This window comes from Phaeobacter gallaeciensis, assembly GCF_001678945.1.
Taxonomy (GTDB): domain Bacteria; phylum Pseudomonadota; class Alphaproteobacteria; order Rhodobacterales; family Rhodobacteraceae; genus Phycobacter; species Phycobacter gallaeciensis_A.
This window is the reverse complement of sequence record NZ_CP015124.1, coordinates 2528494-2554177: the sequence shown is the minus strand read 5'-3', so window position 1 is coordinate 2554177 and position 25684 is coordinate 2528494. Positions and strand designations below refer to the sequence as shown.

The following is a 25684-nucleotide window of genomic DNA, read 5'->3' as shown; positions in this document are numbered from 1 at the left end:
TCCCATGTCAATTTCACCAAAGGCGGCCAGCGCCCGCACCCGCGAGATCTGCCAGATGGCACCTATCGTTCCGGTTCTGGTGGTGCATGACGCCGCCCACGCCCGCCCGCTGGCCGAGGCGCTGGTGGCAGGCGGGCTGCCCGCGCTGGAAGTCACCCTGCGCACCCCAGCGGCCCTTGATGTCATCCGCGAGATGGCAAAGGTGCCCGGTGGCGTGGTCGGCGCAGGCACATTGGTCACCCCCGATGACGTTGCAGCGGCGGTCGAGGCTGGCGCGCAATTTGGCGTCTCGCCCGGCGCCACCGATCAGCTTCTGGACGCCTGTGAGGCCGCAGGCCTGCCGATGCTGCCCGGCGCCGCCACCGCCTCCGAAGCGATGCGCCTGCTGGAGCGCGGCTATGACATGCTGAAATTCTTCCCCGCCGAAGCCTCGGGCGGGGCGCCCGCGCTGAAAGCCATCGGCGCGCCGCTGCCGCAGATCTCCTTCTGCCCCACCGGCGGCGTCAGCCCGGGCAATGCCAGCACCTACCTGTCGCTGCCCAATGTGGTCTGCGCCGGGGGCAGCTGGGTCGCCCCGGCAGACCTGATCGAGGCGGGCGACTGGGCCGGGATCACCGAACTGGCCCGCGCCGCGCGGCAACTGGCAGGCTGAGCTCCAGAACACCCACCGACAAAACAAGGGACCGAGAGCACCGGCCTTGACAGCCGGGGCCCGTTCCGCGATGTATCGCAACCAATTTAGAATTGGTTGCGACCCTCATCTTGCCATATGATGACGGGCGCGCGGCCGGACTTCCGACAGCACCCGCCCTGTAGCGTTCACCACCAGAAAGACGATCTCTCATGTTTGAACTCGAAACCCTCCTCCCTCTGGTCGCCGTTGCAGCCGGCTCTGGCATCATCGGTGGTGTCCTTGCCGGCCTTCTTGGCGTTGGCGGCGGAATCGTCATCGTGCCCGCGCTTTACTTCGCCCTGTCGCTGACCGGAATGGAACCCGCGCTGACCATGCAGGTGGCGGTGGGCACCTCGCTGTCGACCATCGTCTTCACCTCGCTGTCCTCCGGCTATGGCCACTACAAGAAAGGCGCCATCGACATGGCGTTGCTGCGGCTCTGGGCACCGTCGATCCTTGTGGGCGTGGTCATCGGCGGCGTGCTGGGCGGTATCGTTTCGGGGCAGGTGCTGATCGCGGTCTTTGCCACGGTGGCGGTGATCGTCGCGCTCGACATGATCCTGCGCAAGGCGCAAGACAGCGACACTCCGCGCAGCTTTTCCAAACCGGTCTGGGCCGGGCTTGGCGTCGTGGCCGGGTCGATTTCGGCGATGATGGGTATCGGCGGCGGCACCGTTTGCGTACCGATGCTGAACTTCCTTGGCTATGACATCCGCAAGGCCGTGGGCACCTCTGCCGCAATCGGCTTTATTATCGGGGTGCCGGGCGCGCTGATCTACATGGCGACCGGTTTCGGCTCCGAAGGTCTCCCGCCCTTCTCGCTCGGCTATGTGAACCTTCTGCTTGCGGCGGTGATCATCCCGCTCAGCACGACCTTTGCCCGGGTTGGTGTCAAACTGGCCCATAGCATCCCGCGCCGGGGGCTGCGCCTGTCCTTTGGGCTGTTCCTGCTGATTACCTCCGCCCGGATGTTCAAAGACCTGTTTCTGGGTTGATCCGAGGCTGAACAGAGGCTGATCCTGCCATGACACCGCCCCCTGCCCCGCCTTCGGATACCGAGATCGCTGCGCGTCTGCGCCGGGAGATCGCCGAAGGCGCGCCGCTGAAGAATGGCCGCCTGCCGCCCGAACGGGAGCTGGCCCAGCGCCACGGTATCAGCAGGGCGCGGCTGCGGCGGGTGCTCGATCTGCTGGCCGCCGATGGCACCATCTTCCGGCGCCGGGGGCAGGGCACATTTGTGCTGCCGCCCCCGGCCACCGATGCCGCACGCCTGAAACCGCTGGCGCGGCGGGTGACTCCGGCCGAGGTGATCGAGGTGCGCCTGTCACTGGAACCCCGCCTTGCGGCGCTGGCCGCGACCCGCGCCACCCCGCAGGAGCGCACGCAATTCGCCCAGATCGCAGCCGCCACCCAATCCGCAGAAGATCAGCGCAGCTATGATGCGGCAGATGATATCTTTCACTACAAGATCGCGGAAATGGCGCATAACGCGCTGTTCCTGACCATGTACGAGGCGATCCGCAGCGTGCGTCAGGAGGCCAGCTGGATCCGCCCGCGCGCCGAAACCTACTCTGGCGCGGTGTTCGAGATGCTGGCGCAGCAGCACCAGGCGCTGGCGAGTGCGATCATCGAAGGCGACGAAACGCGCGCGGCAGAGGCAATGAAGACCCACCTGCACAGCGTATCAGAAACCCTGTCGCGGGCCGATCCGGCACCCTGATCCGGGGCGCTTATCCAGCCTTTGCCAGCGCCGGACCTGCACCACGCCAACCCGGCAGCGTCTGATCCAGATATGCGATCACTTCGGTCAGCCCGGCAGCATCCAGCCCCACCTGCATCTGGCGCAAGACGCGGGGCAGGAAGTGCAGGTAGCCGGGTTTGCCGTCGCGCTGATGCAGGCGCAGGAACACACCGGCAATGCGGGTATGGCGCTGCGCTCCCAGCAGGTGATAGCGCCGGGTGATCGCATCAGCGCCACCGGCGGCCTCCGGCGCGGCGGCGATGTAGCGGTTCAGCATTGCCTGGTCCAACCCCGGTTCCAGATCGCGGCGCGCATCCTGCAATAGCGATACAAGATCGTATTCCGCAGGACCGGTCACGCCGTCCTGAAAATCCAGCAGTCCGCAGCGGCGCACTCCGTCGCGGTCGCTGAGCTCCATCAGGTTGTCGACGTGAAAATCGCGCAGCACCAATGTGCGCGGACCAGACAGCGACAGGGTCAGCGGCTCCCGCCACAGATCGCGGAACTCCGCGTCGAACGCCTCCGGGTCGATGTCCGGGCGCAGCGTCGGCGCGAACCAGTGGGAGAAGATCGACAATTCCTCCAGCAAGGTCGCCAGATCATACGCTGGCACCTGCACCGATGCGGCCTGCGGATGATGGTGCAGGTGCAACAGAGCATCCACCGCGAGGGCATAGAGCATGCTCTCGTCTCGCCCGGCAGCCAGCTGCACGCTATAGGTCTGGGTACCGAAATCTTCGATCAGGGCCAGGCCGGTGTCCGGATCGGCGCCATAGACCTGCGGCGCGCTCAGGCCCAGTTCTGTCAGATGCCGAGCGAGAGACACGAAACCGGCAAACCCCGCCGGATCACTCGGATCCTGCATCAGCATCCTGCCGCGCCCGTCCAGCCGCATATACCGCCGCGCCGAAGCATCGCCGGGCAAGGGCAACAGGGTTGCATCCGCCTCTCCCTGCTTGGCCAGAAAGTCGGCGATGGTGGGATCCTGCTGAACGGAGGCAGAGGGCGGGGAAGACATCATAGGCAGGGCACCTTGCAGCAACAAAGGACGTGGGCCACAGGTCTGGAGGATTTTCGCCGCCCCGTCCAGCCATGCCGCCCGATATGCGTGGTCACCCCCTAGCCCTGTTTAACAAGCCCGTTCACAAAGCGCCGCACCAGCGGCGCCACCACCAGCACCACGCAGAAGGCCACTGGCCAGCTATAGAGCCAGGAGGTCAGCCAGGTATCAAAGGCCTGCGCGCTGAAACCGCGCGTCCTGAGCGTTGCCACCATAATCACGATGCCCGACATGATCCCGGACAACAGGAAGCCAAACAGAACAGGCGCGAAACGGGCGGGCAGCATGGAAGACTCCTTGTTCACATTCCGGCAGGAATATGTGGCAGGGAGCAACCAATTGCCAGACCGGGGCGCGGGATCGTAATCCCGCGTGAACGCACCTGGAGAATTCTGGTCAAAAAACGCTCAGAGCATCCAGCCGAGACTGTCTTCGGTGCGCAGGGTCGAAGGGGTGTATTCCGCGCTGACCCAACCCTTGTAGCCGCTGTCGTCGATGGCTGCGAAAAGCTCTTCGAAGTCGACGGGACCGGTGCCCGGCTCACAGCGCCCAGGTGCGGCGCCGATCTGCACGTGCACCACATGCTCCTTGAAGGTCTCCCAGACCTTCAGCGCATCGCCGTGGATCATCTGGGCGTGATAGGCATCGTACTGCAGCCCCACGTTCGGGCGGTTCACCGCCTGCAGAACCTCGGCCGCCAGATTGTAGTCGTTCAGGAAGTAGTTCGGCTGGTCCCCGACATTCAGCGGTTCGATGGTGAACTGCTGCGTCGGCGCGCGATCAGCGGCCCACTGCAGGTTCTGGATGAAGGTCTGTTTCGCCAGATCCCCCGTCGCATAACCGGCCATGATGTGAATGGCGCCGGGGCGCAGGATCTCGGCGTAGCGCAGCACCCGGCGGATATCGCGCTGATACCGTTCCCCGCCGCCCGGCAGCGCCGCATAGCCGGGCATACCGCCAGTGTAATTCGGCGGCGGCGCGTTCATCAGCAACAGTTCCAGCCCGTTCGACACCAGCGCCCGCTGGGTTTCCTTGGCCGCCAGTTCATAGGGAAACAGGATCTCAACCGCGTCGAACCCGGCCCGAGCCGCCGCTGCGAACCGTTCAAGATAGGGCAACTCAGCAAAGAGCATTGAGATATTTGCGGCAAACCTTGGCATCGGAGCTCCTGTCGTTTGCCGCAGATTTAAGGCCTCGCAGACTCGGCGCCAAGGGCGGGAAAACGGTGCATTAAACGCAACCGCCACAATATTGCCACAAAATCGACTCTATTTTACCCAAAATGCCAGAACCTGCTAACGATAGCTTAATTCGCTCCCTGCGACGCGCCGGAAAGGCGGGAGTTCTGGGGCGGTTTCAGCCTTGATCCAGCTCTGCCGATGGGATGACCGGGAAGAATTCCCCAGATGACCACAGGCCGAACCACCCGTCATGATGGCTACCCAGTTCGACCAGCCGGTAAAAGCTCTTGCGATCGATCAGCGCCTCAAGCCCGGCCCGGATCATCACGTAAGGCGACGGCTCGCCAGTCTCGGGATCCCGCACCACCCGGATCGGATGATCCGGCCCCGCCACGGCGCTGTCGCCGACATGGGTGGTGAAGGACAGCACCTGATCCTCTCCCGCGCCAGAGGCTTCGAAATCGACTGCCAAGAAAGGCGCATCATCGACGGTGATTCCGACTTTTTCGACCGGCGTCACCAGGAAATACTTGTCGCCTTCGCGTTTCAGGATTGATGAAAAAAGCCGCACCAGCTCAAACCTGCCGATGGGGGTGCCAAGGTAGAACCACGTCCCGTCCCGGGCGATGCGCATGTCCAGATCGCCGCAAAACGGCGGGTTCCACAAGTGGACCGGCGGCAATCCCTTGCCTTTCTTGGCCGCAGTGGCTGCGGCTGCTATGCCGTCGGCTGTCGGTGTCACGATGTTTTGTCCGCTCATTGTTTTTGCCATTTCCGTTGGGCGAGATACACTAAGACCATATATGCGCCGTGAAAGGAAAGTCATGTCCGAACCCGATGATCTGCTGGCCGACATCGAAGCGCTCGAAGCCAAGCTGCAACAGGCGCGGGAGTCGATCACCCGCCGTTTTATCGGCCAGGAGCGGGTCGTGGACCTGACCCTTGCCACCCTTTTGTGCGGCGGTCACGGACTGCTGGTCGGACTGCCCGGCCTGGGCAAGACCCGGCTGGTAGAAACCCTGTCGACGGTGATGGGGCTGGATGGCAACCGGATTCAGTTCACCCCCGACCTGATGCCGGCGGATATCCTTGGCTCGGAGGTGCTGGACACCGCCGCCGATGGCAGCCGCGCCTTCCGTTTCGTGCCAGGGCCGGTGTTCTGTCAGCTCCTGATGGCGGATGAGATCAACCGCGCCAGCCCCCGGACCCAATCGGCGCTGCTGCAGGCGATGCAGGAACGCACGGTGACCGTCGCAGGTGAAGACCGGCTGCTTGGTACGCCCTTTCACGTGCTGGCCACCCAGAACCCGATCGAGCAGGAAGGCACCTACCCCCTGCCCGAAGCGCAGCTGGACCGCTTTCTATTCCAGATCGACGTGCAATACCCCGACCGCAAGACCGAGCGGGACATCCTGCTGGCCACCACTGGTGCAAGCGAGGCCGAGGCGCATCAGGTCTTTACCGCCGATGAGTTGATCGCCGCCCAAAACCTGCTGCGGCGCATGCCGGTGGGCGACTCGGTGGTCGAGATGATCCTGGACCTGGTCCGCGCCTTCCGCCCCGAAGAACCGGGCGCCTCGCAGCGCGTCGTCGATACGGTCGCCTGGGGTCCTGGGCCGCGCGCGGCCCAGGCCCTGATGCTGGCGGTGCGCGCCCGCGCCCTGCTGCAGGCTCGGCTGGCGCCCAATGCCGAGGATGTAATCGATATGGCCCGGCCGGTTCTGACCCACCGGATGCAGCTCAACTTCTCGGCCCGCGCGCGGGGTGACAGCCTAGCCGATCTGATCGACAGCACCGCTGCCGAGCTGACCCGCACCGGAGCCGCCGCGTGACCCAACCCGCCGCCTCTGACGCGTCTTCTCCCGTCGCCCCGGCCGCAGATCTGCGCCACCGGGCCGAAGGGGAGGCCAGCGCCCTGCCGCCGCTTCTGGTCGATGCGCAGATGCTGGCAGGTGCTGTCCTTTTGGGGGAACACGGGCGGCGGCGCGCCGGAACTGGCGATGATTTCTGGCAATACCGTCCCCTGCAACAGGGCGACAGCCGCCGCATGATCGACCATCGGCGTTCGGCCCGGGGCGATGTGCAATTCGTGCGCGAACGGGAATGGCAGATCGCCCAGACGGTGCATGTCTGGACCGATCTTGGCGCCTCGATGCGGTTTTCCTCCAGCCCCGAATTGCCGCAAAAGATCGACCGTGCGCGCCTGCTGGCGCTGGCAGTCTCGGTTCTGATGCTGCGCGGCGGCGAACGCGTGGGCCTCACTGGCGGTAGATTGCCCCCGCGCAGCGGCAAGGCCCAGATCCTGCGTCTGGCCGAGATGCTGAACCGCGAGGACGACGCCGATTACGCACCCCCCGAGCACCGCGCCATGGTGCCCCATGCCCGCGCCCTGTTCATCTCCGATTTCCTTGGCCCCTTTGACGAACTGCAACTGGCGCTGAGCAAGGCCGCCGACCGCGGCGTGCGCGGGGTGCTGTTGCAGGTTCTGGACCCAAGCGAGGAAAGCTTTCCCTTTGCCGGGCGTACCCGGTTTCATAGCATGACCGGCGGGCTGGTGCATGAAACGCTGAAGGCCTCGGCCCTACGTGACCGCTATCTGGACCGCATGGCCGAACGGCGCGACGCGCTGGAAGCGCTGTGCCGCACCGCAGGCTGGCGGCTGGGTCTGCATCACACGGGTGACAGCGCCCAGGCTGCTCTGATGTGGCTCTATCACGCGCTGGAAAGGTCCTCCGCATGACCCTTATTGCCGGTATCGGATTTGCCTATCCCTGGCTGCTGCTGGGCCTGCTGGCTCTGCCGATCCTGTGGCTGTTGCTGCGCGCTGTGCCGCCTGCGCCGCGGCGGCAGGCCTTTCCCGCCGTGACCTTGCTCTTGGGCCTTGGCGATGACGAAAGCCTGTCCGACCGCACCCCTTGGTGGCTGCTGCTGCTGCGGATGCTGGCGCTGGCGGCAGCGATCATCGGTCTGGCCGGTCCGGTGCTGAACCCGGAAGAACGCGACAGCGGCAGCGGACCGCTGCTGGTGGTGCTGGATGCCACCTGGGCCGGGGCTAATGGCTGGGAGGAGACCCGCGATCAGATCACCGCGCGGCTGGAGGAGGCCGGGCGCAGCGACCGCACCGTCGCCGTCCTGCGGCTGAGCGATCCGCAACCGCTACAGTTCCTTGCCGCCAGCGACTGGGCTCGGCAGGTCGCCGGCCTCACCCCCAATCCCTGGCAACCGGCTGCCGATCAGGTGGATCACGCGCTCACACATATCAGTGAAGCCACAGAAGGCTTTGACACGCTCTGGTTCAGCGATGGATTGGACTATCCCGGGCGGGAGCAGCTGACCGAGGCGCTGTCGGACCGCGGCGCCCTGCAGGTGCTGGAGCAGCCCGGCGCCGCCTTTGCGCTGGCACCGCCTAGCTATGCCGATGGCGCGCTGGAGCTGACGGTGGAGCGCAGCCTGCCTGGCCCGGCACGGGATATGCTAGTGCAGGCCCGGGGCCGCGATCCCGGCGGCACCCTGCGCAGCCTCGCTCAGGCCACCGCCCGTTTCGATGCAGGCGCCACAAACGCAAGCGTCCGCCTATCCTTGCCGTCCGAGTTGCGCGCCCGGATTACCCGGTTTGAACTGGCAGGCCAGCGCAGCGCCGGGGCCGTGGCCCTGGCCGATGACGGGTTGCGCCGCCGCGAGGTCGCGCTGATCGCCTCGGAAAGCGAAGACGAGGGCCTCGCGCTGCTGTCGCCGCTGCACTACCTCCGTCAGGCACTGGCGCCCACGGCGGACCTGCTGGAAGGCGCGCTCAGCGATCTGCTGCCCGCCAATCCCGATGTGATCATCCTTGCCGATGTCGCCCGCCTGCCCCCGGCGCAGGAACAGGCGGTGATCGACTGGGTCGAGGAAGGCGGGCTGCTGGTGCGCTTCGCCGGCCCACGGCTGGCCGCCAGCGATACCGCACGCAGCGAGGAAGAACCGTTGATGCCAGTGCGTCTGCGCCTTGGCGGACGCAGCATCGGCGGCGCCATGAGCTGGGGTGAGCCAAAGACGTTGGCGCCTTTCGAGGATGACTCTCCCTTTGCCGGGCTGCGCACGCCAGAAGAAGTCACCGTCTCGGCGCAGGTGGTGGCCCAGCCGGACCCATCCCTTGCCGACCGCGTGATCGCCGCCCTTGGCGATGGCACTCCGCTGGTCACCCGCAAGCCGCTGGGGCAGGGGCAGGTGGTGCTGTTCCATGTCACCGCCAATGCCGAATGGAGTAGCCTGCCGCTCTCTGGCCTGTTCGTGCAGATGCTGGAACGGCTAGCGGTTTCTTCGGCCGTCGGCACGCCCGAGGCAACCAGCCTGGAAGGCACCGTCTGGCGGCCTGTTTCGGTGCTGGATGGATTTGGCCGCAGCCGTGAGGCAGGCACCCTGCCCGGTGTGCAAGGGCCTGATCTGGTCGCCGCCCCGGCAGGCCCGGCGCTGCAGCCCGGCCTGTATGATGGCGGCAATCAGACCCTCGCACGCAACGTGCTGCGCGCGGGCGATAGCCTGACGGCGGCGTCCTGGCCTGCCTCGGTTCCGGTTTCCGGCTACAGCACGGCGCAGGAACGCCCGCTTGGTGGTGCCTTGCTGGGGCTGGCCCTTGTGCTGCTGGCGCTGGATGTGCTGGCGACCCTGCTGGTCTCTGGCCAGCTGGCGCAACTGCGGCGCAGCACCGCCCTTGTGCCCTTGCTCGCGGCGGCGCTTGCGCTTGGTGCGATATCACCGCGTCCGACCCAAGCGCAGCAAAGTGGCGCCGCCGATCCGGTCGCGCTGGCCGCCGAGCTGACCCTGGCGCATGTGCTGACCGGCAATGCAGAGGTAGACCGGATCGCCCGGGCCGGTCTGCAGGGCCTGTCGGACACGCTGTTCTTCCGCACCTCGGTCGAGCCATCAACGCCCGCAAGCGTCGATCTGGAACGGGACGAGCTGGCGTTCTTCCCGCTGCTTTACTGGCCGGTGACGGCGGATCAGAAAATGCCCTCGGCCGCAGCCTATACAAGGCTCAACGCCTACCTGCGCAGCGGTGGCATGATCCTGTTTGACACCCGCGACGCCGATCTGGCCGCCGTCGGCGCCACCAGCCCCGAAGCGCGCCGCCTGCAACAGCTGGCGCTGGGGCTGGATATTCCGCCGCTGGAGCCGCTGCCGCCGGACCACGTGCTGACCCGGACCTTCTACCTGCTACAGGACTTCCCCGGCCGCCATCCGCGCGGCCCGCTTTGGGTCGAAGCCGCGCCGCCCGATGCAGAGCAAGACGAAGGCATCCCCTTCCGCACGCTTAACGACGGGGTGACGCCGGTGGTGATCGGCGGCAACGATTGGGCCTCGGCCTGGGCGGTGGACAGCAATGGCCGCCCACTGCGCCCGGTCGGGCGCGGCTATGCCGGTGAGCGTCAGCGCGAGCTGTCGCTGCGCTTTGGCGTCAATCTGGTGATGCATGTGCTGACGGGCAATTACAAATCCGATCAGGTCCATGTTCCGGCGCTGCTGGAACGGCTGGGGCAATAGGGAGCCGAGATGACACAGACGATCCTGTTCGATCCCCTACTGCCTTGGCCCGTGATCTGGGCGCTCACCGCCGTGACGGTGCTGGGCCTTGCGCTGGCCATCTGGGCGCGGATGCGCGGCTGGCTGCTGCGCGCGGGCGCCGCCCTTGGCCTGCTGGCAATGCTCGCTGGGCCAGTGGTGCAGAACGAAAACACCGCCCCCTTAAGCGATATCGTGGTGGTGGTCGCCGATAAAACCGCCAGCCAGAGCCTGCCTGCCCGGCCCGAGCAGATGGCCGAGGCCGAAGAAGAGCTGAGACAGGCGCTAGAGGCCCGCCCCAATACCGAAACGCGCTGGGTCACCCTGCCGGATGCCGCCGATGACAGCGGCACCGCCCTGATGCAGGCGGTTTCCGATGCGCTGGCCGATGCGCCGCGTGGCCGGATCGCGGGGATTATCGCCCTGTCGGACGGTCAGATCCACGATGCCGATCAGGCCCCCGAGCTGCCTGCGCCGCTGCACCTGTTGCTGACCGGCAAAGACAGCGACTGGGACCGCCGCCTTGTGGTGCGCAACGCGCCCGCCTTTGGCATCATCGGAGAACCCGTCACCCTGACGCTGCGGATCGAGGATCAGGGCGCCGCGCCTGACGCCGCCGCAACCGCGCCGCTGGAAATTGCGATCGATGGCGCCGAGGCGAAACGGTTCACCCTGCCGGTCGGTGTCGATTTCGAACTGCCCATCGCCCTGCCGCATGGCGGGCGCAACGTGATCGAATTCTCGGTACCCGAAGCTGCCGGAGAGCTGACCGCCCGCAACAACACGGCGCTGATCCAGATCAACGGCGTGCGGGACCGCCTGCGCGTGTTGCTGGTGTCAGGAGAGCCGCACCCCGGCGGGCGCACATGGCGCAACCTGCTGAAATCGGATAGCTCGGTGGACCTGGTGCATTTCACCATTTTGCGCCCACCGGAAAAGCAGGACGGGGTGCCGGTGGATGAGCTGAGCCTCATCGCCTTTCCCACGCGCGAATTGTTTCTGGAAAAGATCGACGATTTCGATCTGATCATCTTTGACCGCTACAAACGACGCGGCATCTTGCCTGCGATTTATCTCGACAATGTGGCCGATTACGTGGCCAAGGGCGGCGCCGTTCTGATCGCGGCGGGGCCCGATTTCGCCAGCGCCGCCAGCATCTACCGCAGCCCCCTGTCGGCGGTCCTGCCCGCCAGCCCCACGGCGCGGGTCTTCGAACAGCCCTATCTGCCCCAGGTCACCGATCTTGGCGCCCGCCACCCTGTCACCTCGGGACTGAAACGGGAGAGCACAGACGGGACGTGGGGCCGCTGGCTGCGCCAGATCGATCTGCAGGAACCGCAGGGACATGTTCTGATGGAGGGGGTCGAGGATCGGCCGCTGCTGGTGTTGAACCGCGAAGGCGAGGGACGCGTGGCGCTGTTGGCCTCGGATCATGCCTGGCTATGGAGCCGCGGCTATGAAGGCGGCGGGCCGCAGCTGGAACTGCTGCGCCGCCTGGCCCACTGGATGATGAAAGAGCCGGAGCTGGAGGAAGAGGTTCTGACCGCCGAGGCCACCGGCCAGAAGATGCAGATCACCCGGCGCACGCTGCAGGACAGCATCGGCGCCGTCACCATCACCGCGCCGGATGGGTCCGAGACGGTGCTGGACCTGCAGGAACGGGCCCCCGGTGTCTGGCAGGGCAGCTATACAGGCGCCGAGATCGGCCTGTACCACCTCAGCGAAGGCGAGGCCTCTGCCGTCATCGGGCTGGGTCCGGCGGCGCCCCGGGAGTTCGGCGAAACCGTCGCCACCGGCGAGGTGCTGCGCCCGGTGGTCGCCACAGCGCGGGGCGGTATCCTGCGGCTGGAGGACGGTCTGCCGCGCCTGCGCGATGTGCGCGAGGGGCGCCCGGCCGCCGGACGTGGCTGGATCGGTCTGACCCCTCGCGAGGCCTATGAAACCCTGTCGGTGTCACAGCATCCGCTGCTGCCTGCCTGGCTGGTGCTGCTGGTTATTGCCGCGCTGATCACCGCAGGCTGGCTGCGCGAGGGACGCGGCTGACCCCAGTAGCAGATCTGCTATCAGTCGATTTCGATCGCGGCCCGGGCCGAGCGGCCCGCCGCATCAACCACCACCAGATCGGAAAAACCAAGGCCGGGACTGGGGATTTCGAACTCCCGCGCCTGCTGCCCCTGCAGCACCGGTTTTCCATCCGCCAGTACCACGAAAGGCGCAGTGCCGCCGCGCAATTTGACCGGCAGCCCGCCGCCCTCCAGCGCCAGCCGGGCGCCATTCGGGGGGAACAGCATCTGCGGCGCATTCTCTGCCGGTTCGAATACCGCGTCCCGTGCCCGGAAGCGGCGCAGCGGCGCGGGCAATTCCGCCGCCGACAGGATCAGGGTCGCGGCGGGCGGCGGTGGCAGCGCGTCAAAATCGGGTTTCAGCAGACCAAAGGCCTCGAACAGCACCGGCGCTGCCAGATCACCGCCAAAGGCCCCCGGCACCGGCGTGCCATCCGCCCGGCCCATCCAGACGCCGATCACATGGCGCCCGTCCCAGCCCAGCGCCCAGGCATCGCGGTGGCCATAGGACGTGCCGGTCTTATAGGCCAGAACACCGGCCCGTGCCCCGGGTGGCGGCGCCAGCCCGCGCAGCACATCGCCCAACTGCCAGGCCGCCACGTCCGATATCATCCGGGGGCGATCCTGCTGCGACGCCCCCCGCAGCACCCGCAGCGCCGGTCCCTGCCCGCCCGCGGCCAGCCCGGTATAGATCTGCACCAAATCCTGCAGCGAGGTGCCAAGCCCGCCAAGGCTGATCGCCAGCCCCGGTTTGCCACCGCCGGGCAATCGGGGGCTGGCACCGCCCCGGCGCAGGGCCGCCATCAGATGCGCCGCCCCCAGCTCGCGGGTCAGCTTTACCACCGGGATATTCAGGGACAGCTGCAACGCCTCGCGCACCCGCAAGTCGCCACGAAAGACACCGTCGAAATTCTGCGGCGCGTAGCCGTCGAAATCCACCGGACCGTCATGGATCAGCGTCTCGGGGTGCACCAGCCCGCGATCAAAGGCCAACCCGTAGACCAGCGGTTTCAGCGTCGAGCCCGGAGAGCGCAGCGCCTGTGTCATATCGACAAATCCCTGCCGCCCCTGATCGGCGTACCCGGGGGATCCGACCGAGGCGAGCACCTCTCCGCTCTGGTGATCCACTACCATCAGCGCCGCCGAGAGCCGCGCGCCGCTGCGCCGCGCCGCCGCCTGTACCAGCTGCTCCATCCGCTGCTGCAGATCGGCCTGCACCGTCAGAGACAGGCGCCGGGCGCCGGGATTTGCGGACAGGGCGCGGTCAGCCAGATGCGGTGCCAGCCGGGGCATCGCAGCCATCTGCCGGGGCAGGCGCGCCTTGGTTGCGATCTCGGCGCTTTCGCTGTCCAGAATACCATCAGCAACCATCCGCGACAGCACCTTCGCGCGTGCTTGTCGCGCGGCCTTGGGCGCCCGATCCGGGCGGCGGCTTTCCGGGGATTGCGGCAGCGCCACCAGCAACGCCGCCTCTGCTGCCGTCAACCTTCGCGGTTCCTTGCCCAGCCAGACGTAACTGGCGGCCCGCAGCCCTTCGATATTGCCGCCATAGGGCGCATGGGTGAGGTAGAGCCTCAGGATCTCTGCCTTGCTGAGGCGTCGCTCCAGCGCCAAGGCCACCCGGATCTGCCGCAACTTGCCGGACCAGCGCCCGGTCGAGCCATCCTCCAGCAGACGCGCCAGCTGCATCGTCAGCGTCGAGCCGCCCGATACCACCCGGCCATGCCACAGCGCCTGCCCACCCGCGCGCATCAGTGCCAGAACATCCACCCCCGGATGCGACCAGAATCGGCGGTCCTCATAGGCGATCAGCATCTCGGTGAACCGGGGATCCACCTGATCGAGCTGCAGCGCCATGCGCCAGATGCCATCCCCAACCGGGTAGACCCGCAGCAGGCGGTCCTCATGGTCCAGCACCTCGACCGAGGTTTCGGCAAGGGTCAGCGGCAACTCGGTATCGGCGACCCAGTCGTCGAACAGACGCCAGCCGATGCCCAGCAGCAACGCCAGGACCGCCACAGCCCACAGGCTGCGGCGCCAAAAGGAACCAGGACGGACAGAGACAACGCGCACTGACCGTTTGGTAAGCACGCGCAAGTATGCCCGCCAGCCGCCGGTCACCGGACCTGCACGCGGCCGGCGGCGGTGCGGGCGCGGTAGGCCGGACGGTACATATCCTCGACCGAGGCGGCAGGATGGTGGAAGCTGCCCGGCGTCACAGCCCGCGTGACATAGGCCAGCGTCACGGTTTCGGTGCCGCCGATATCTACCGCTGCCAGGAAGCGGTCAGAACGGAACTCTGCATGGGTTGCCTGATCCAGCTTCAGCCAATCGAGATCGCGCAGATCGCCCGAGCGCAACAGGTTCGGATTGTCGATCTCAAACCCCGCCGGAAGCGGATCATCCACCATCAGCCGGGCACCGGTGCCTTCATGCGGCACCACGCTCAGCACGGTCACGAAACGCGCCCCGGTTTCAAAGCTCAGCTCCGCGATCGGTTCGCCCTCCAGCGTGTAATAGCTGCGGTTCAGCGTGTAGCCATAGCCGCCCGCCTCGGGAGCGACTACGGGCACGCCAAGGGTTGTCAGGGTGATCTCGGTGCTGCGTCCCGAAGCTGCTGAAATGGATTTCCCCATGCCTGCCGCGCTGCCATCCAGCACCTCGACAAAAGGCCCGGCAACGCTTTGACCGTTGACCAGCAGACCGCTGTCTTCGGGGCTGGAGACCAGCGCCTGCGCCGCCAGCAGGGTCCATGCGGCCTCCTGCGTTGACATTCGGCTGCCATCCTCGGTCACCCGGGCCATCAGGTATTCCTGACTGACCGCTGCGCTTCCGGCCTCACTTGCCAGCGCCAGGACCGCGGCGGCATCACGGCGATGGGTGCCGTAGTCGACCCGCCAGACCGGGGTTTCTGCGCCGCTGCGGCCCAGCATCTGCGCCGCCCGCCCGAACATGCGGTCGGCGCGGGGTTGATCGCCATAGGCCGCCAGCGCAGCGCCCAGCTGCGCCGCCGCCAGCGGGGTGGCGAAATCGCCTGCCTTCACATCCGCATAGTAGCGCAGATCGCCCATAGCGGCGGCCCCTTCGCGGGCCAGCACCATCAGCGCATAGGCAATGTCCTCGCCTCCATTGTCGAAATCGGGGGCGTAGTTGATCCGGTTGCGCAGATTGTCCATCGCCTGGGCAAAGGCCTGATCGGGCACCGCATAGCCCTGCGCCCGGGCGCGCGACAGGAAATCGCTGGCATAGGCATCAAGCCAGAAATCACCGCTTTCGGCGCGCCACAGGCCGAAGGCACCGTTACTGGCCTGCCGCGTCAGCACCTTGCGGATCGCCGCATCAATGCGCGCCTTCACAGCCGGTCCATTGCCCAGACCCGCCGCCTCGGCCACCGAAGAGAGATAGAGCAGCGGCATCGCCGTCGAGGTCACCTGCTCGGTGCAGCCATAGGGGTAGCGATCCAGCTGCGCCAGAAGACCGGGCACGTCGAACTTGGCCAAAGGTCCGGCAGAAAGCACCGCCCGCGCCGAGCCGGGCCGCAGCCCGGCAAAGACATCGGCGCTGAACTGGAAACTGTCGCCGCCCGACAGCCGGAAGCGTCGGGTCTGCGCCACGACGGGATCATTGGCCCGCACCGGCATTCGCAGCCGCTGCACCAACGGCAGCCCGGCAGGCGTCGTCAGGGTCAGCTCAATCTCGGGATCGCCCACAGCCTGCGCCGTCAGCGGCAATTCGAGCACCGCCTTGCCCTGCTCGGCCAGCGTTACCGCGCCCGGCAGGGGGCCAAGCTCCAGCCCAGTGCCGATGGCACGCGCCGACAGGGCCATCTCGCCCGCCGCTCCATCGGCATGCACGATCTCGATCCGGGCGCGACTGCTATCGCCCGGCGCAAGGAAACGCGGCACGGTCGCGGTCACCACCACCGGATCGCGCACCAGCATGTCTGCCTCGGCCTGCCCGACCGCACGCTTTGACCAGGCCACTGCCATCAGCCGCACGGTGCCGTTGAAGGCAGGCAGATCGACCGGGAACAGCGCCTCGCCATTGGCGTCCAGCTGCAAGGGGCCAGAGAAGACCGCCACAAGATCCTGCGTTGGCGGTGGCGATTGCATGCGCATGCCGTTATCCGCATCACCGCCCGAACGCACCTGCCCCATCGCGCCATTTCCGGGATCGATCAGACGCCCGTAAAGATCGCGCAGCTCCATCCCCAGCCGCCGCTGGCCGTGGTAATGCGCAGAGGGATCGGGGCTTTTGAAACCGGTGAGGTTGAGAATGCCGAGATCAACAGCGGCAACCGTTAGCCAGACCTCTTCCCCTGCTGCGGCCCCATCGACCCGGACCCGGGCCATTTCGGTGCCGCGCGGACGGGCGACCTCAGGCACATTGATGGCAACCGACAGCTCCTGCCCCGGCTGGGTCACGCTGGCATGCGCCAGACCCAGCGCCCGCGCCGGTGTCCGGCTGGCCTTGCCGGTGACGGGCTGCAGCACGGTTGCCGTCACATAGGCGCCGCTGCCCCAGGCTTCGGTCACTGTGAGGGGGATCGTGCTTTCGCCTGCGGGCACTTCGACGGCCATGCGGTCAATCAGATGGTTGGACACCACCGAGATCAGCGCCGTTCCCCCAGCCCGGGGTACGATACGCAGGCGGGCGGTGTCACCGGGCTGATAGCTTTCCGCATCCAGCGACAGCTCCAGCCGGTCCGGGGTCGCGGCGCTATCCGCCGGGGCATACCAACCTGCATAGAAATCAAGCGCCGCCGTCACCGGCGTGCCATCCAGACGTTCGATGACCAGCTCATAACGGCCCCACTCCACCGGCTCGGACAGGTTCACCGGTTCCTGCCCCAGCGTTGTCTCGCCGGTGGCGATGCGGGTGCGGCGGGTGGTCGGCTCCCAGTTCCAGTTGCCGTAAAGCTGATACCACTGATAGCGCGTTTCGACCCGGTTCAGGGTCCATTTCACCTGCATCGGCAGCGGGGTGAGATCAGGGCTGAGGGCGATCACCTCGAAACCGGCTTCACTGCCCTCGCCCACCACATCATCGAACAGGGGGCGGATGCCGATCACCGGGGTTGCGGGCCGCACCGGCAGGGTCAGCTCGCGCTCAACCGGGCGGGCCGCGCCATCCATGACGCGGGTCACGATGGTCGCCTGCATCGGTTTGCCCATAGTCGCCGCCGCTGGCAGCGACACCACGACCGAGGCCTGCCCCGCCGTATCCGTCTTGTCTCCGCCGAAATAGGAACGCTGCGGGCTGCCCGGCGCGTCATAGCGACCAAAGCGATAGCCGGGCCAAGCCGCAACCTTGTCGCTGGCGCTGAGCCGCAGATCGCCGTCGATGGTCAGCCCCGACCCCGGCGCGCCGAACAGGTAGCGGGCCGAAATATCAAGCTGCGCCGCCTCGCCCGGCACCAGTGCCGCAGCATTCGCGACAGTCTGTGTGAAGTCGATCCGTTCCGGCAGGAAATCCTCGACCAGGAGCTGCCGGGTGGCCAGCGCAGGGGCCTTGGGATCCGTTTTCAGGTCCAGACGCCAGGTGCCGCGCGGCGCAGACTGACCGATCGGTAAGTTGAACACATGACCCCCGGCCTGTCCGCCGTCTGATACCTGACGGCTGTACTCCACCCCATCGGGACGGTGCAGTATTGCGGTCAGCGGCAGGTTGGTAATGGCGCGGGCACCGCTGTCGCGGGTCAGGGCGGTGACATGGATCACCTCCCCGGCCCTGTAGGCACCACGATCCGTCGCCAGGAAGACATCCACCGGCCCCGGCGCGGGATGACCTTCGACCCCGCGATCCGACAGATCGAACGCTGCATCCTTCAGAGATAGAAAGGAAAAATCTTCTTCCCCCTGCTGCGCCATGACCATTGCCGGGGCAGCGGCGCCGCGCCCGCGCGACAGGCCTGGATCAAACCGGACATAGCCAGTGGCATCGGTCCGCGCCGTGGCCAGCACCGCGTTTGCATTTGAAATCAGCGTCACTTCGACATCCGCACGCGGCTTGGCGTCGGTGAGACCCTGCACCTGAACATGCAGCCCGTCCGCGCCGGACATGGTGCTGAGGCCCAAGTCCGTCAGCACGAACCATTGGGTCGCGCCGGGGTCCTCATACGGGTCGGCGCCGGGCACACGGGCCGTCAGCGCATAAATCCCTACCGGTCGGTCAGCCAACACATCGACAAGCGGAATCCGGGTGGTCATATCCTGGTTCAGCGTATCCTGAACGCTGGCCGTACCGGTCCAGACCTCCTGCCCGATGTCCGAGGCAAAGTATTCATCCTGCCAATGGGACAGCGGGCGGCCGAAATAGCCTTCCTGCAAGGTGCGCAGCAGGTTGCGGTCGCTGACCTGCCGCAGTTGCAGCGCGACTTCGCGCAGGTTCACGGTCTCCACCGGCAGCGCCACCTGATCAGATTTCGCCAGTACATAGGCCCGGCCCGGGAAACGGACCGATGGGGTGCGGTCGCGCACGTAATGGGTCAGTTCGACCTCTTTGCTCAGGACCTCACCACTGGCCGCAGGCAGACCGCGCCGCAAAGCGATTCGGTAACGCTCGCCATGTTCGGCGCCATCAAGGCAAAGCTGGCGGCCATTTGCCTCGGCAGCCAGTTCGGCCCCGGCCCCTTTGACGTAATCGCCATAATCCACACCGCTGCGAGCCAGATCTTCGGAGAACTCCACGCAGATACGCGGCGTGGCGCTATCGCTTTCCACCGTGCTGTCGGTGACGCGGAAGCCATATTTTCCGATAGCCTCATCCAGCAGCGCCGCAGTGTCGGCGCGGGGCGCAAGATCCTGCGCCAGACGCAGCACCGAAAGCATGTCGCGACCACGCCCCAGACTTTCCAGCGCCCGCCCGGCCGTCACCAAAGCCTCGGCCTGCAAAGGCGCGTCCTCGGCCCGCAGGTATCCGTTCAAGGCCGCAGCCAGCGCCTGCTGACGTTTGGCGTTCTTGTTCTGCTTGCTCTGGTCTGCGATTCGCAGCCACAGGGCGGAAACCTCGGTCCACAGGGCCGGATCATCGTTCACAGCGACTGCCGCGCTGAGCCAGCCAAGCGCGCTTTGCACCCCGCCTGACCGCGCCTGACCGCGCCCGGCGCGGATCATATCCTTCAGGGTTTCACCGCGGGATGGGTAGCGCAGACCAATCTCCCGGGCCTGCCGCAATGCCGCCTGCAGATCGGCGGGGCGCAGACGATCCAGCCGCCCTGCCCGTTGGGAGGCCGCCGCCTGCTGCGCCGCAGATATTGGGCGTTTCAGCGCCGAAATCGCACCGGTGTAGGGCGTGGCCTCTTTCATTTCGGACTTTGGAAAACAGGCGTTTGCCTTGTTGTTATAAGAAAATCCGGCACAGGCCTGCTGCGCGCTGCAGGCCCTTTGGCAGGCGTTCAGATCCGTATCGAAAAGGGCCTGCAGATCGGATCCGTAATAGTCAGTATCCGCAAAGGACTGGTACCGCACCTGTGGCAAAACGGGATCCGGCCCCGCCTGCACCGACGCAGCAAAAAAACCGAGAAATGAAAGCAAAACAATAAGAAACCGATCCAACATGGCACCCTCCGAACTGAGGTTAAGCTTGCACGCACTTAACGCCATAGCAAGGTTTCCCGTCGTAACACCAATCATGGCCAATTTGCCGCCCGAGTTCAGGCTCGGAGTAAACACGCCATTTAATTGAGGATGGAGCTAGCAGGGATGAACCTTGCCGAGAAACTCGCTGAGGAACGCCGGGCACGCCTGGCGGCAGAGCGGCTGCTTGAACTGAAGCAGGCCGAGCTGACCGCAGCGAATCGCAAACTCGGGCGTCACGCGCTGGCTCTGACCCGGCAGATCGGTGTGACCCAGGCCGAAGTCGCCAACGTGCGCGACGAAAACGCCAAGGTGAAATCCGACCTCAGCATGGCCAACGAAAAAATCGAAAAGGCCGAACGTCGTCTGTGGCATTCGATCCAGGCCTTTCAGGACGGCTTTGCCTTCTTTGATTCCGACAGCAAGCTGATCGGCGCCAACACTGCCTATCTGAACATCTTTGACGGGCTGGAGGAAATCACCCCCGGAGTCTCCTATGTGCGGATCCTTCAGATCCTGACAGACGAAGGTCTGGTCAATACCGAAGAGCTCAAGCCGGATCACTGGCGGTCGATGATGACTGATCGCTGGATGTCCCTGAAACCAGAGCCCATCGTGATCCGGATGTGGGACGACCGTTATCTGCGGCTGTTCGATCAGCGCGGACAGGGCGGCGATGTGGTCAGCCTTGCGCTGGATATCACCTCCTCGGTCCGTTACGAGGAAGAGCTGCGGGCCGCCCGCGAACGCGCCGAATCCGCCAACCGCGCCAAATCCGCCTTCCTCGCCAATATGTCCCACGAGATCCGCACGCCGATGAATGGCGTCATCGGCATGGCCGAACTTCTCAGCGACACCGAGCTGAGCGAGGAGCAGCGTCTTTACGCCAATACGATCAAGAACTCAGGCGAGGCGCTGTTGGTCATCATCAACGACGTGCTCGATTATTCCAAGATCGAAGCGGACAAGCTGGCACTGCACCCCGAGGCCTTTGACCTGGAGCGCAGCATCCACGAGGTGGTCATGCTGCTGCAACCCACGGCCCGGGACAAAGGCCTGGCGATGCTGGTGGATTACGACATCTTCCTGCCGACCCGTTTCGTGGGCGATCCCGGCCGTATTCGTCAGGTTCTGACCAACCTGGCCGGCAATGCGCTCAAGTTCACCAAGGAAGGTCATGTCACCCTCCGGGTCACCGGTGTAACCAACCCGGACGAGAACCTGTGCTGGATTCATGTCACCATCGAAGACACCGGCATCGGCATTCCTGCGGAGAAGATCGAGCACATCTTTGGCGAGTTCAACCAGGTCGAGGATGAGCGCAACCGCAAATTCGAAGGCACCGGTCTGGGTCTTGCCATCTCCAAACGCCTGATCGGCATGATGCGCGGCGAGATCTGGGTCGAAAGCGAGGAAGGCCAGGGATCCTGTTTCGGTTTCCGCCTGCCGCTTCCGATTCCGCAAGGGGCGCATACCTCGGTTCCCGAGATGACACCCGGCCTGAAGCGGATCCTTCTGGTCGACGATCTGCAACTCAACTGCGAAATTCTGCAACGCCAGCTGAAACTGCGCGGAATCGATGTGACCACCGCCCATACCATCGCTGACGCCATGGATGCGATGGCCGCGGACATCGATCTGGTGATCTGTGAACATGGCCTGCCTGGCGGTGGCGGCGTGCAACTGGCCCGTGATCTGCGCAACGGCAAATGGAACGACGTGCCCCTCCTACTGCTCAGCTCCAACCCGCACACGGTGCAGGACGCCGACGTGGAGGAGCTGAAGCTATATATTCTGCAAAAGCCCACGCCCCGGGATGAGCTGTTTGAAAAGCTAAACGAGATCGCGGCCGCCCTGCCTGGAGCGCAGCCTGCAGCGCCGGACGCGGAACCGGGTGCCGCCCCCGGGGAGTTGACCCTGGAAGAGGCCTATGCCGCCGACAACGCCAAGGTGGTGTCCCCCGACGGTGAAGGTGCTGTTCTGGACCAATCCGAAGATCTGGCCTCGGCCCCCCGGCAGATGCGGGTTCTGGCAGCCGAGGACAACAAGACCAACCAGCTGGTGTTCCGCAAGATGGTCAAACATATCAATATCGACCTGCGCTTTGCCAATAACGGGGTCGAGGCCGTTGCGGCCTATCAGGACTTCGAACCGGACCTGATCTTCATGGATATTTCCATGCCCGTGATGGATGGCAAGCAGGCCACCATGGAAATCCGCAAGATCGAAGAGGAAACAGGCCGTCACGTGCCCATCGTCGCCCTGACTGCGCATGCCATGGCTGGCGATTCCGAAGGCATCCTGGCGGCGGGCCTGGATCATTATCTGACCAAACCTCTGCGCAAGGCGCTGATCCTCGAACGTATCGGTGAATACGCCCCGCAGGATGCCCAGCCGATCGATCTAAGCCCAGCCGCCTGATCCACCTCCACGACAGCGCCATTTGCAGATCCCTTGTAGCTGCGAATGGCTCTGGGGCGGCACAAATGGGGCGGGCGGAGCTCAGCCGCGCAGGAACACCGGCTTGTCCGGCTCCGACAGCTCCGGTTTGTAGACGTAACCTCCGGTGTCGAAATCCTTAAGCGCCTCGGCATCGTTCAAACGGTGCTGGATGATATAGCGCGCCATCGCACCGCGGGCCCGTTTGGCATAAAAACTGACGACCTTTGGCGTGTCGTTCTTCATCTCCATGAAGACCGGCGTGATCACCTTCGGCTTCAGCGCTTTCAGATCCACTGCGCCGAAATACTCCTGGCTGGCGCAGTTCACCAGAATATCGCTGCCTGTTTCTTCGGCCTGGCGGTTCAGGGCTTCGGCGATCTGGCTGCCCCAGTATTCATAAAGGTTCTTGCCGCGTTCGTTTTTCAGCCGCGATCCCATCTCTAGCCGGTAGGGTTGCATCCCGTCCATCGGCCGCAGCACCCCGTACAGCCCCGACAGAATGCGGAAATGATCCTGGGCCCAGGCCATTTCCTCGGCATCGAGCGAGGCGGCCTCAAGCCCCTGATAGGTATCGCCAGCAAAAGCCAGCACGGCGGGGCGCAGGCTATCGGTGGCCGGCTTTTCCTCAAAGCTACGGAAGCGGTCGTAGTTCAGCTTGGCCAGATCCTCGCTGATATGCATCAGCTTCATCAGCTCGGCCACCGACAGCTCCCGCGCCACGGCGTTGAGACGCACCGCGTCCTCCTGAAAGGCAGGCGCGGTCATTTCCATGTCGTGCTCTTCCCAGTCCAGTTTTTTCGCAGGGGAAACCACTACCAGCATCTGTCATCCTCGCTCTGTTCTGGGCCAGACTTAGCCCGCGCCGCGCAAGACGTCCAGAAACGCCGCCGCGAAACGTTCCGCGCGGCGCTCCCCCAGAAGCCGCTCCAGCCCCGCCTCATCGCCCGGCCGCATCTGGGCCACCTTGGCCAGCAGCGAGGCCGAGCAGCTGAGCGGTTTAAGCGTGCCGCATTCCCCCCGCGCCAGCTGCCCCTGAACCTCAAGCAATGCATCGTACAAAGACCCCGCCCCCTCCCGTGTCGCCAGTTTGCGCCGCTGCGGGTGCATCTGTTCCACGGCGCCGGTGATCACGCTCAGGAATTCATCGCCATATCGGTCCAGTTTTTTGGCGCCGACGCCGCTGATGCGGGCCATCTGATCCAGCGTTTCGGGCCGCTGTTCAGCCATCTCGATCAGGGTGCGATCCGGGAAGATCACATAGGCAGGCACCTTCTGCGCCTCGGCCAGCGCCCGGCGCTTTGCCTTCAGCGCCGACAAGAGCGGCGCGTCCTCGTCCGAGACCAGCGCCTTCACGGCCGGGCGCCTGTCAGCGGTCTTGATGGTATCCTTGCGCAACTCGATCCCGGCCTCGCCGCGCAGCACCGGCAGGGCCGCATCGGTCATACGCAGCGCGCCGTGGCGCTCGGGGTCCGGGCGCACCAGATCGTGCCCCATCATCTGCCGGAACACCGCCTGCCACTGGCCCTTGGCGTATTCCTTGCCGCAGCCAAAGACCGACAGCTCATCATGGCGTTTGGCCCGCACCCGGTCGGTTTCGGTCCCGCGCAGGATGTCGATCAGATGCCCAGCGCCATAGGTTTCCTGCGTGCGCAGGATCGCCGACAGCGCCTTGCGCACCGCCGTGGTGCCGTCAAAGACCTCCACCGGGTTGTCGCAAAGATCGCAGTTGCCACAGGGCTCTGCCGCTTCGCCGAAATAGGACAGAAGGTTTTGACGGCGGCATTTCAGCGCCTCGGCCAGCCCCAGCAGGGCGTTCAGCCGCGCATGATCCGCAGCGCGGCGTTCCGGCGGCGCCATGCCTTCGTCGATCTGGCTGCGGCGCAGGCGGATGTCCTCGGGCCCGAACAGGGTCAGGGTTTCCGCAGGCGCGCCATCGCGGCCCGCGCGGCCGATTTCCTGATAATAGGCCTCGATGCTTTTGGGCAAATCCGCATGGGCAACCCAGCGGATGTCGGGCTTGTCGATGCCCATGCCAAAGGCCACCGTGGCCACCACGATCAACCCGTCCTCGCGGGCAAAGCGGGTTTCCACGATGCGCCGGTCCTCGGCCTCCATGCCACCGTGGTAGTGGCAGGCCACATGGCCCTCTTCGCGCAGCGCGGCGGCCAGCGCCTCGGTCTTGGCCCTTGTGCCGCAATAGACGATGCCGGACTGCCCCTTGCGGGCGGCAGCAAAGCCGAGGATCTGACGGCGCGGGCTGTCCTTGGTGCCAAAGGCCAGATGGATATTGGGCCGGTCGAAGCCGCGCAGGAAGGCGCGCGGCGCCTGTCCATCGAACAGCTTCTGAACGATCTCTTCCTGGGTTTCCTGATCCGCCGTCGCGGTAAAAGCCGCCAGTGGCACACCCAGCGCCTGGCGCAGCTCGCCGATGCGCAGGTAATCGGGGCGGAAATCATGGCCCCACTGGCTTACGCAATGCGCCTCATCCACCGCGATCAATGAAACACCGATACGCCGCAGCATCCCCATCGCCGCCCCCGAAGCGAGCCGTTCCGGCGCCATGTACAAAAGCTTCAGCCGCCCCGCCTCGATCGCCTCCCAGACGGCCTCGGTCTCTTCCTCGGTATTGCCCGAGGTGAGCGCACCGGCGGCAACCCCAGCTTCCTGCAAGGCGCGCACCTGATCACGCATCAGAGCGATCAGCGGCGAGATCACCACCGTGACCCCATCGCGCATCAGGGCAGGCAATTGGAAGCACAGGGATTTACCGCCACCCGTCGGCATGATGGCCAGAACGTTTTCGCCTGCGGTCACCGCATCGACGATCTCTTCCTGTCCGGGGCGGAAGGCATCAAAACCGAAAATATCGCGCAGCAGCGGGGTCGCCTGTGGCAGGTCTGTCGTCTGCGTCATCAAAGGGAAGGCCTCAAGGGAGTGTCTGCTCGAATTTGGCACACAATCCCACAGGAGGAATCGGGCGGCAAGAGGCCGCCCAGTTAAATCACCGGTCTATTCCGCGAACATGGCGCACCGAACAGGCGCTGCCCGACCTCACGGCCAGACCAGACCGGATCAGTAGAACATCATCATGTTATTCTGAATGATGATGCGCAGCGCATAGACCGCGATCAGCACCAGAAGCGGCGCCAGATCGATCCCCTGCATATTGGGCAGCAGGCGGCGGATCGGCGCGTAAAGAGGCTCAAGGATGCGGTTGAGACCATACCAGATCTGCGCCACGAACTGCTGGTTCAGGTTCAAGACCTGGAAATTGATCAGCCAGCTCATGATCACATGCGCGATGATGAAGAACCAGACGATGTCCAGGATCAAAAGCAGAATTTGAAACAGCGATAACATCCTATTCCCCTATGTTAGCCAGCGTAACAGGTAAGCAGCCGGGTGCAGA

General features: G+C 65.4%; 17 protein-coding genes. 8 read left to right on the top strand and 9 right to left on the bottom strand.

Features of this window, described 5'->3' with window-relative positions; all coding sequences use genetic code 11:
• The first annotated feature begins 4 nt into the window (after positions 1 to 4).
• From JL2886_RS12140 to JL2886_RS12130, 3 genes are all read left to right on the top strand, one after another.
• Positions 5 to 652, top strand: coding sequence for a bifunctional 4-hydroxy-2-oxoglutarate aldolase/2-dehydro-3-deoxy-phosphogluconate aldolase (locus tag JL2886_RS12140; protein WP_065272244.1), 648 nt, complete (start codon positions 5 to 7; stop codon positions 650 to 652).
• Positions 653 to 843: 191 nt separating this feature from the next.
• Positions 844 to 1668, top strand: coding sequence for a sulfite exporter TauE/SafE family protein (locus JL2886_RS12135; protein ID WP_065272243.1), 825 nt, complete (start codon positions 844 to 846; stop codon positions 1666 to 1668).
• Between the two features lie 29 nt (positions 1669 to 1697).
• A complete protein-coding gene (locus JL2886_RS12130; RefSeq protein WP_065272242.1) occupies positions 1698 to 2393 on the top strand; it encodes a FadR/GntR family transcriptional regulator in 696 nt (231 codons plus the stop codon).
• A gap of 10 nt (positions 2394 to 2403) precedes the next feature.
• Here the strand turns inward: JL2886_RS12130 and JL2886_RS12125 are convergent, their stop codons facing one another.
• From JL2886_RS12125 to JL2886_RS12110, 4 genes are all read right to left on the bottom strand, one after another.
• Positions 2404 to 3435 (bottom strand): aminoglycoside phosphotransferase family protein, encoded by a 1032-nt coding sequence (locus tag JL2886_RS12125; RefSeq protein WP_065272241.1) that lies wholly within the window; start codon positions 3433 to 3435, stop codon positions 2404 to 2406.
• Positions 3436 to 3533: 98 nt separating this feature from the next.
• Positions 3534 to 3761, bottom strand: a complete 228-nt coding sequence (locus JL2886_RS12120) for a DUF2798 domain-containing protein (protein ID WP_065272240.1) — start codon at positions 3759 to 3761, stop codon at positions 3534 to 3536.
• Positions 3762 to 3881: 120 nt separating this feature from the next.
• On the bottom strand, positions 3882 to 4634 hold the full coding sequence (locus tag JL2886_RS12115) for a hydroxypyruvate isomerase family protein (RefSeq protein WP_065272239.1): 753 nt from the start codon (positions 4632 to 4634) through the stop codon (positions 3882 to 3884).
• Positions 4635 to 4830: 196 nt separating this feature from the next.
• Positions 4831 to 5415: a DUF1285 domain-containing protein gene (locus tag JL2886_RS12110; RefSeq protein WP_065273674.1), complete on the bottom strand. Its 585-nt coding sequence runs from the start codon at positions 5413 to 5415 to the stop codon at positions 4831 to 4833.
• A gap of 64 nt (positions 5416 to 5479) precedes the next feature.
• Here JL2886_RS12110 and JL2886_RS12105 point away from each other — a divergent pair, with 64 nt between their 5' ends.
• The 4 genes from JL2886_RS12105 to JL2886_RS12090 are packed head-to-tail and all read left to right on the top strand — an operon-like array spanning position 5480 to position 12236.
• Positions 5480 to 6487 carry an AAA family ATPase gene (locus tag JL2886_RS12105; RefSeq protein ID WP_065272238.1) on the top strand — a complete coding sequence of 336 codons (1008 nt, stop codon included), beginning with the start codon at positions 5480 to 5482 and terminating at the stop codon, positions 6485 to 6487.
• Positions 6484 to 7395 (top strand): DUF58 domain-containing protein, encoded by a 912-nt coding sequence (locus JL2886_RS12100; protein WP_065272237.1) that lies wholly within the window; start codon positions 6484 to 6486, stop codon positions 7393 to 7395. Before JL2886_RS12105 ends, JL2886_RS12100 begins: the two co-directional genes overlap by 4 nt.
• The gene (locus JL2886_RS12095; RefSeq protein ID WP_065272236.1) at positions 7392 to 10175 is read left to right on the top strand and encodes a DUF4159 domain-containing protein; all 2784 of its coding nucleotides are present in this window, start codon (positions 7392 to 7394) and stop codon (positions 10173 to 10175) included. The genes JL2886_RS12100 and JL2886_RS12095 overlap by 4 nt, the downstream gene beginning before the upstream one ends.
• 9 nt (positions 10176 to 10184) lie before the next feature.
• Positions 10185 to 12236, top strand: a complete 2052-nt coding sequence (locus JL2886_RS12090; protein WP_065272235.1) for a hypothetical protein — start codon at positions 10185 to 10187, stop codon at positions 12234 to 12236.
• Positions 12237 to 12256: 20 nt separating this feature from the next.
• Here the strand turns inward: JL2886_RS12090 and pbpC are convergent, their stop codons facing one another.
• Together pbpC and JL2886_RS12080 are read right to left on the bottom strand one after the other, a co-directional pair.
• Positions 12257 to 14275, bottom strand: a complete 2019-nt coding sequence (gene pbpC, locus JL2886_RS12085) for a penicillin-binding protein 1C (protein WP_065272234.1) — start codon at positions 14273 to 14275, stop codon at positions 12257 to 12259.
• 98 nt (positions 14276 to 14373) lie between these two features.
• On the bottom strand, positions 14374 to 19815 hold the full coding sequence (locus JL2886_RS12080) for an alpha-2-macroglobulin family protein (RefSeq protein WP_082996073.1): 5442 nt from the start codon (positions 19813 to 19815) through the stop codon (positions 14374 to 14376).
• A 144-nt stretch (positions 19816 to 19959) separates the two neighbouring features.
• Between JL2886_RS12080 and JL2886_RS12075 the strand changes: the two genes are divergently transcribed.
• Positions 19960 to 22254, top strand: a complete 2295-nt coding sequence (locus JL2886_RS12075; protein ID WP_065272233.1) for a response regulator — start codon at positions 19960 to 19962, stop codon at positions 22252 to 22254.
• Positions 22255 to 22335: 81 nt separating this feature from the next.
• Here JL2886_RS12075 and yaaA read toward each other — a convergent pair whose 3' ends face one another.
• From yaaA to JL2886_RS12060, 3 genes are all read right to left on the bottom strand, one after another.
• Entirely contained in the window at positions 22336 to 23097 is a 762-nt protein-coding gene (yaaA, locus tag JL2886_RS12070; protein ID WP_065272232.1) for a peroxide stress protein YaaA, read from the bottom strand.
• Positions 23098 to 23127: 30 nt separating this feature from the next.
• Positions 23128 to 25188, bottom strand: a complete 2061-nt coding sequence (gene recQ, locus JL2886_RS12065) for a DNA helicase RecQ (protein WP_065272231.1) — start codon at positions 25186 to 25188, stop codon at positions 23128 to 23130.
• A gap of 159 nt (positions 25189 to 25347) precedes the next feature.
• The gene (locus JL2886_RS12060) at positions 25348 to 25635 is read right to left on the bottom strand and encodes a YggT family protein (RefSeq protein WP_065272230.1); all 288 of its coding nucleotides are present in this window, start codon (positions 25633 to 25635) and stop codon (positions 25348 to 25350) included.
• Positions 25636 to 25684: the final 49 nt, after the last annotated feature.

Excerpts from the sequence above, each read along its gene's own strand:
- JL2886_RS12090 (WP_065272235.1), top strand. The coding sequence starts at position 10,185 with ATGACACAGACGATCCTGTTCGATCCCCTACTGCCTTGGCCCGTGATC.
- JL2886_RS12115 (WP_065272239.1), bottom strand. The coding sequence starts at position 4,634 with ATGCCAAGGTTTGCCGCAAATATCTCAATGCTCTTTGCTGAGTTGCCC.
- JL2886_RS12075 (WP_065272233.1), top strand. The coding sequence starts at position 19,960 with ATGAACCTTGCCGAGAAACTCGCTGAGGAACGCCGGGCACGCCTGGCG.
- JL2886_RS12135 (WP_065272243.1), top strand. The coding sequence starts at position 844 with ATGTTTGAACTCGAAACCCTCCTCCCTCTGGTCGCCGTTGCAGCCGGC.
- JL2886_RS12125 (WP_065272241.1), bottom strand. The coding sequence starts at position 3,435 with ATGATGTCTTCCCCGCCCTCTGCCTCCGTTCAGCAGGATCCCACCATC.
- JL2886_RS12080 (WP_082996073.1), bottom strand. The coding sequence starts at position 19,815 with ATGTTGGATCGGTTTCTTATTGTTTTGCTTTCATTTCTCGGTTTTTTT.
- JL2886_RS12120 (WP_065272240.1), bottom strand. The coding sequence starts at position 3,761 with ATGCTGCCCGCCCGTTTCGCGCCTGTTCTGTTTGGCTTCCTGTTGTCC.
- JL2886_RS12105 (WP_065272238.1), top strand. The coding sequence starts at position 5,480 with ATGTCCGAACCCGATGATCTGCTGGCCGACATCGAAGCGCTCGAAGCC.
- JL2886_RS12110 (WP_065273674.1), bottom strand. The coding sequence starts at position 5,415 with ATGAGCGGACAAAACATCGTGACACCGACAGCCGACGGCATAGCAGCC.
- recQ (WP_065272231.1), bottom strand. The coding sequence starts at position 25,188 with ATGACGCAGACGACAGACCTGCCACAGGCGACCCCGCTGCTGCGCGAT.
- JL2886_RS12140 (WP_065272244.1), top strand. The coding sequence starts at position 5 with ATGTCAATTTCACCAAAGGCGGCCAGCGCCCGCACCCGCGAGATCTGC.
- yaaA (WP_065272232.1), bottom strand. The coding sequence starts at position 23,097 with ATGCTGGTAGTGGTTTCCCCTGCGAAAAAACTGGACTGGGAAGAGCAC.
- JL2886_RS12130 (WP_065272242.1), top strand. The coding sequence starts at position 1,698 with ATGACACCGCCCCCTGCCCCGCCTTCGGATACCGAGATCGCTGCGCGT.
- JL2886_RS12095 (WP_065272236.1), top strand. The coding sequence starts at position 7,392 with ATGACCCTTATTGCCGGTATCGGATTTGCCTATCCCTGGCTGCTGCTG.
- JL2886_RS12060 (WP_065272230.1), bottom strand. The coding sequence starts at position 25,635 with ATGTTATCGCTGTTTCAAATTCTGCTTTTGATCCTGGACATCGTCTGG.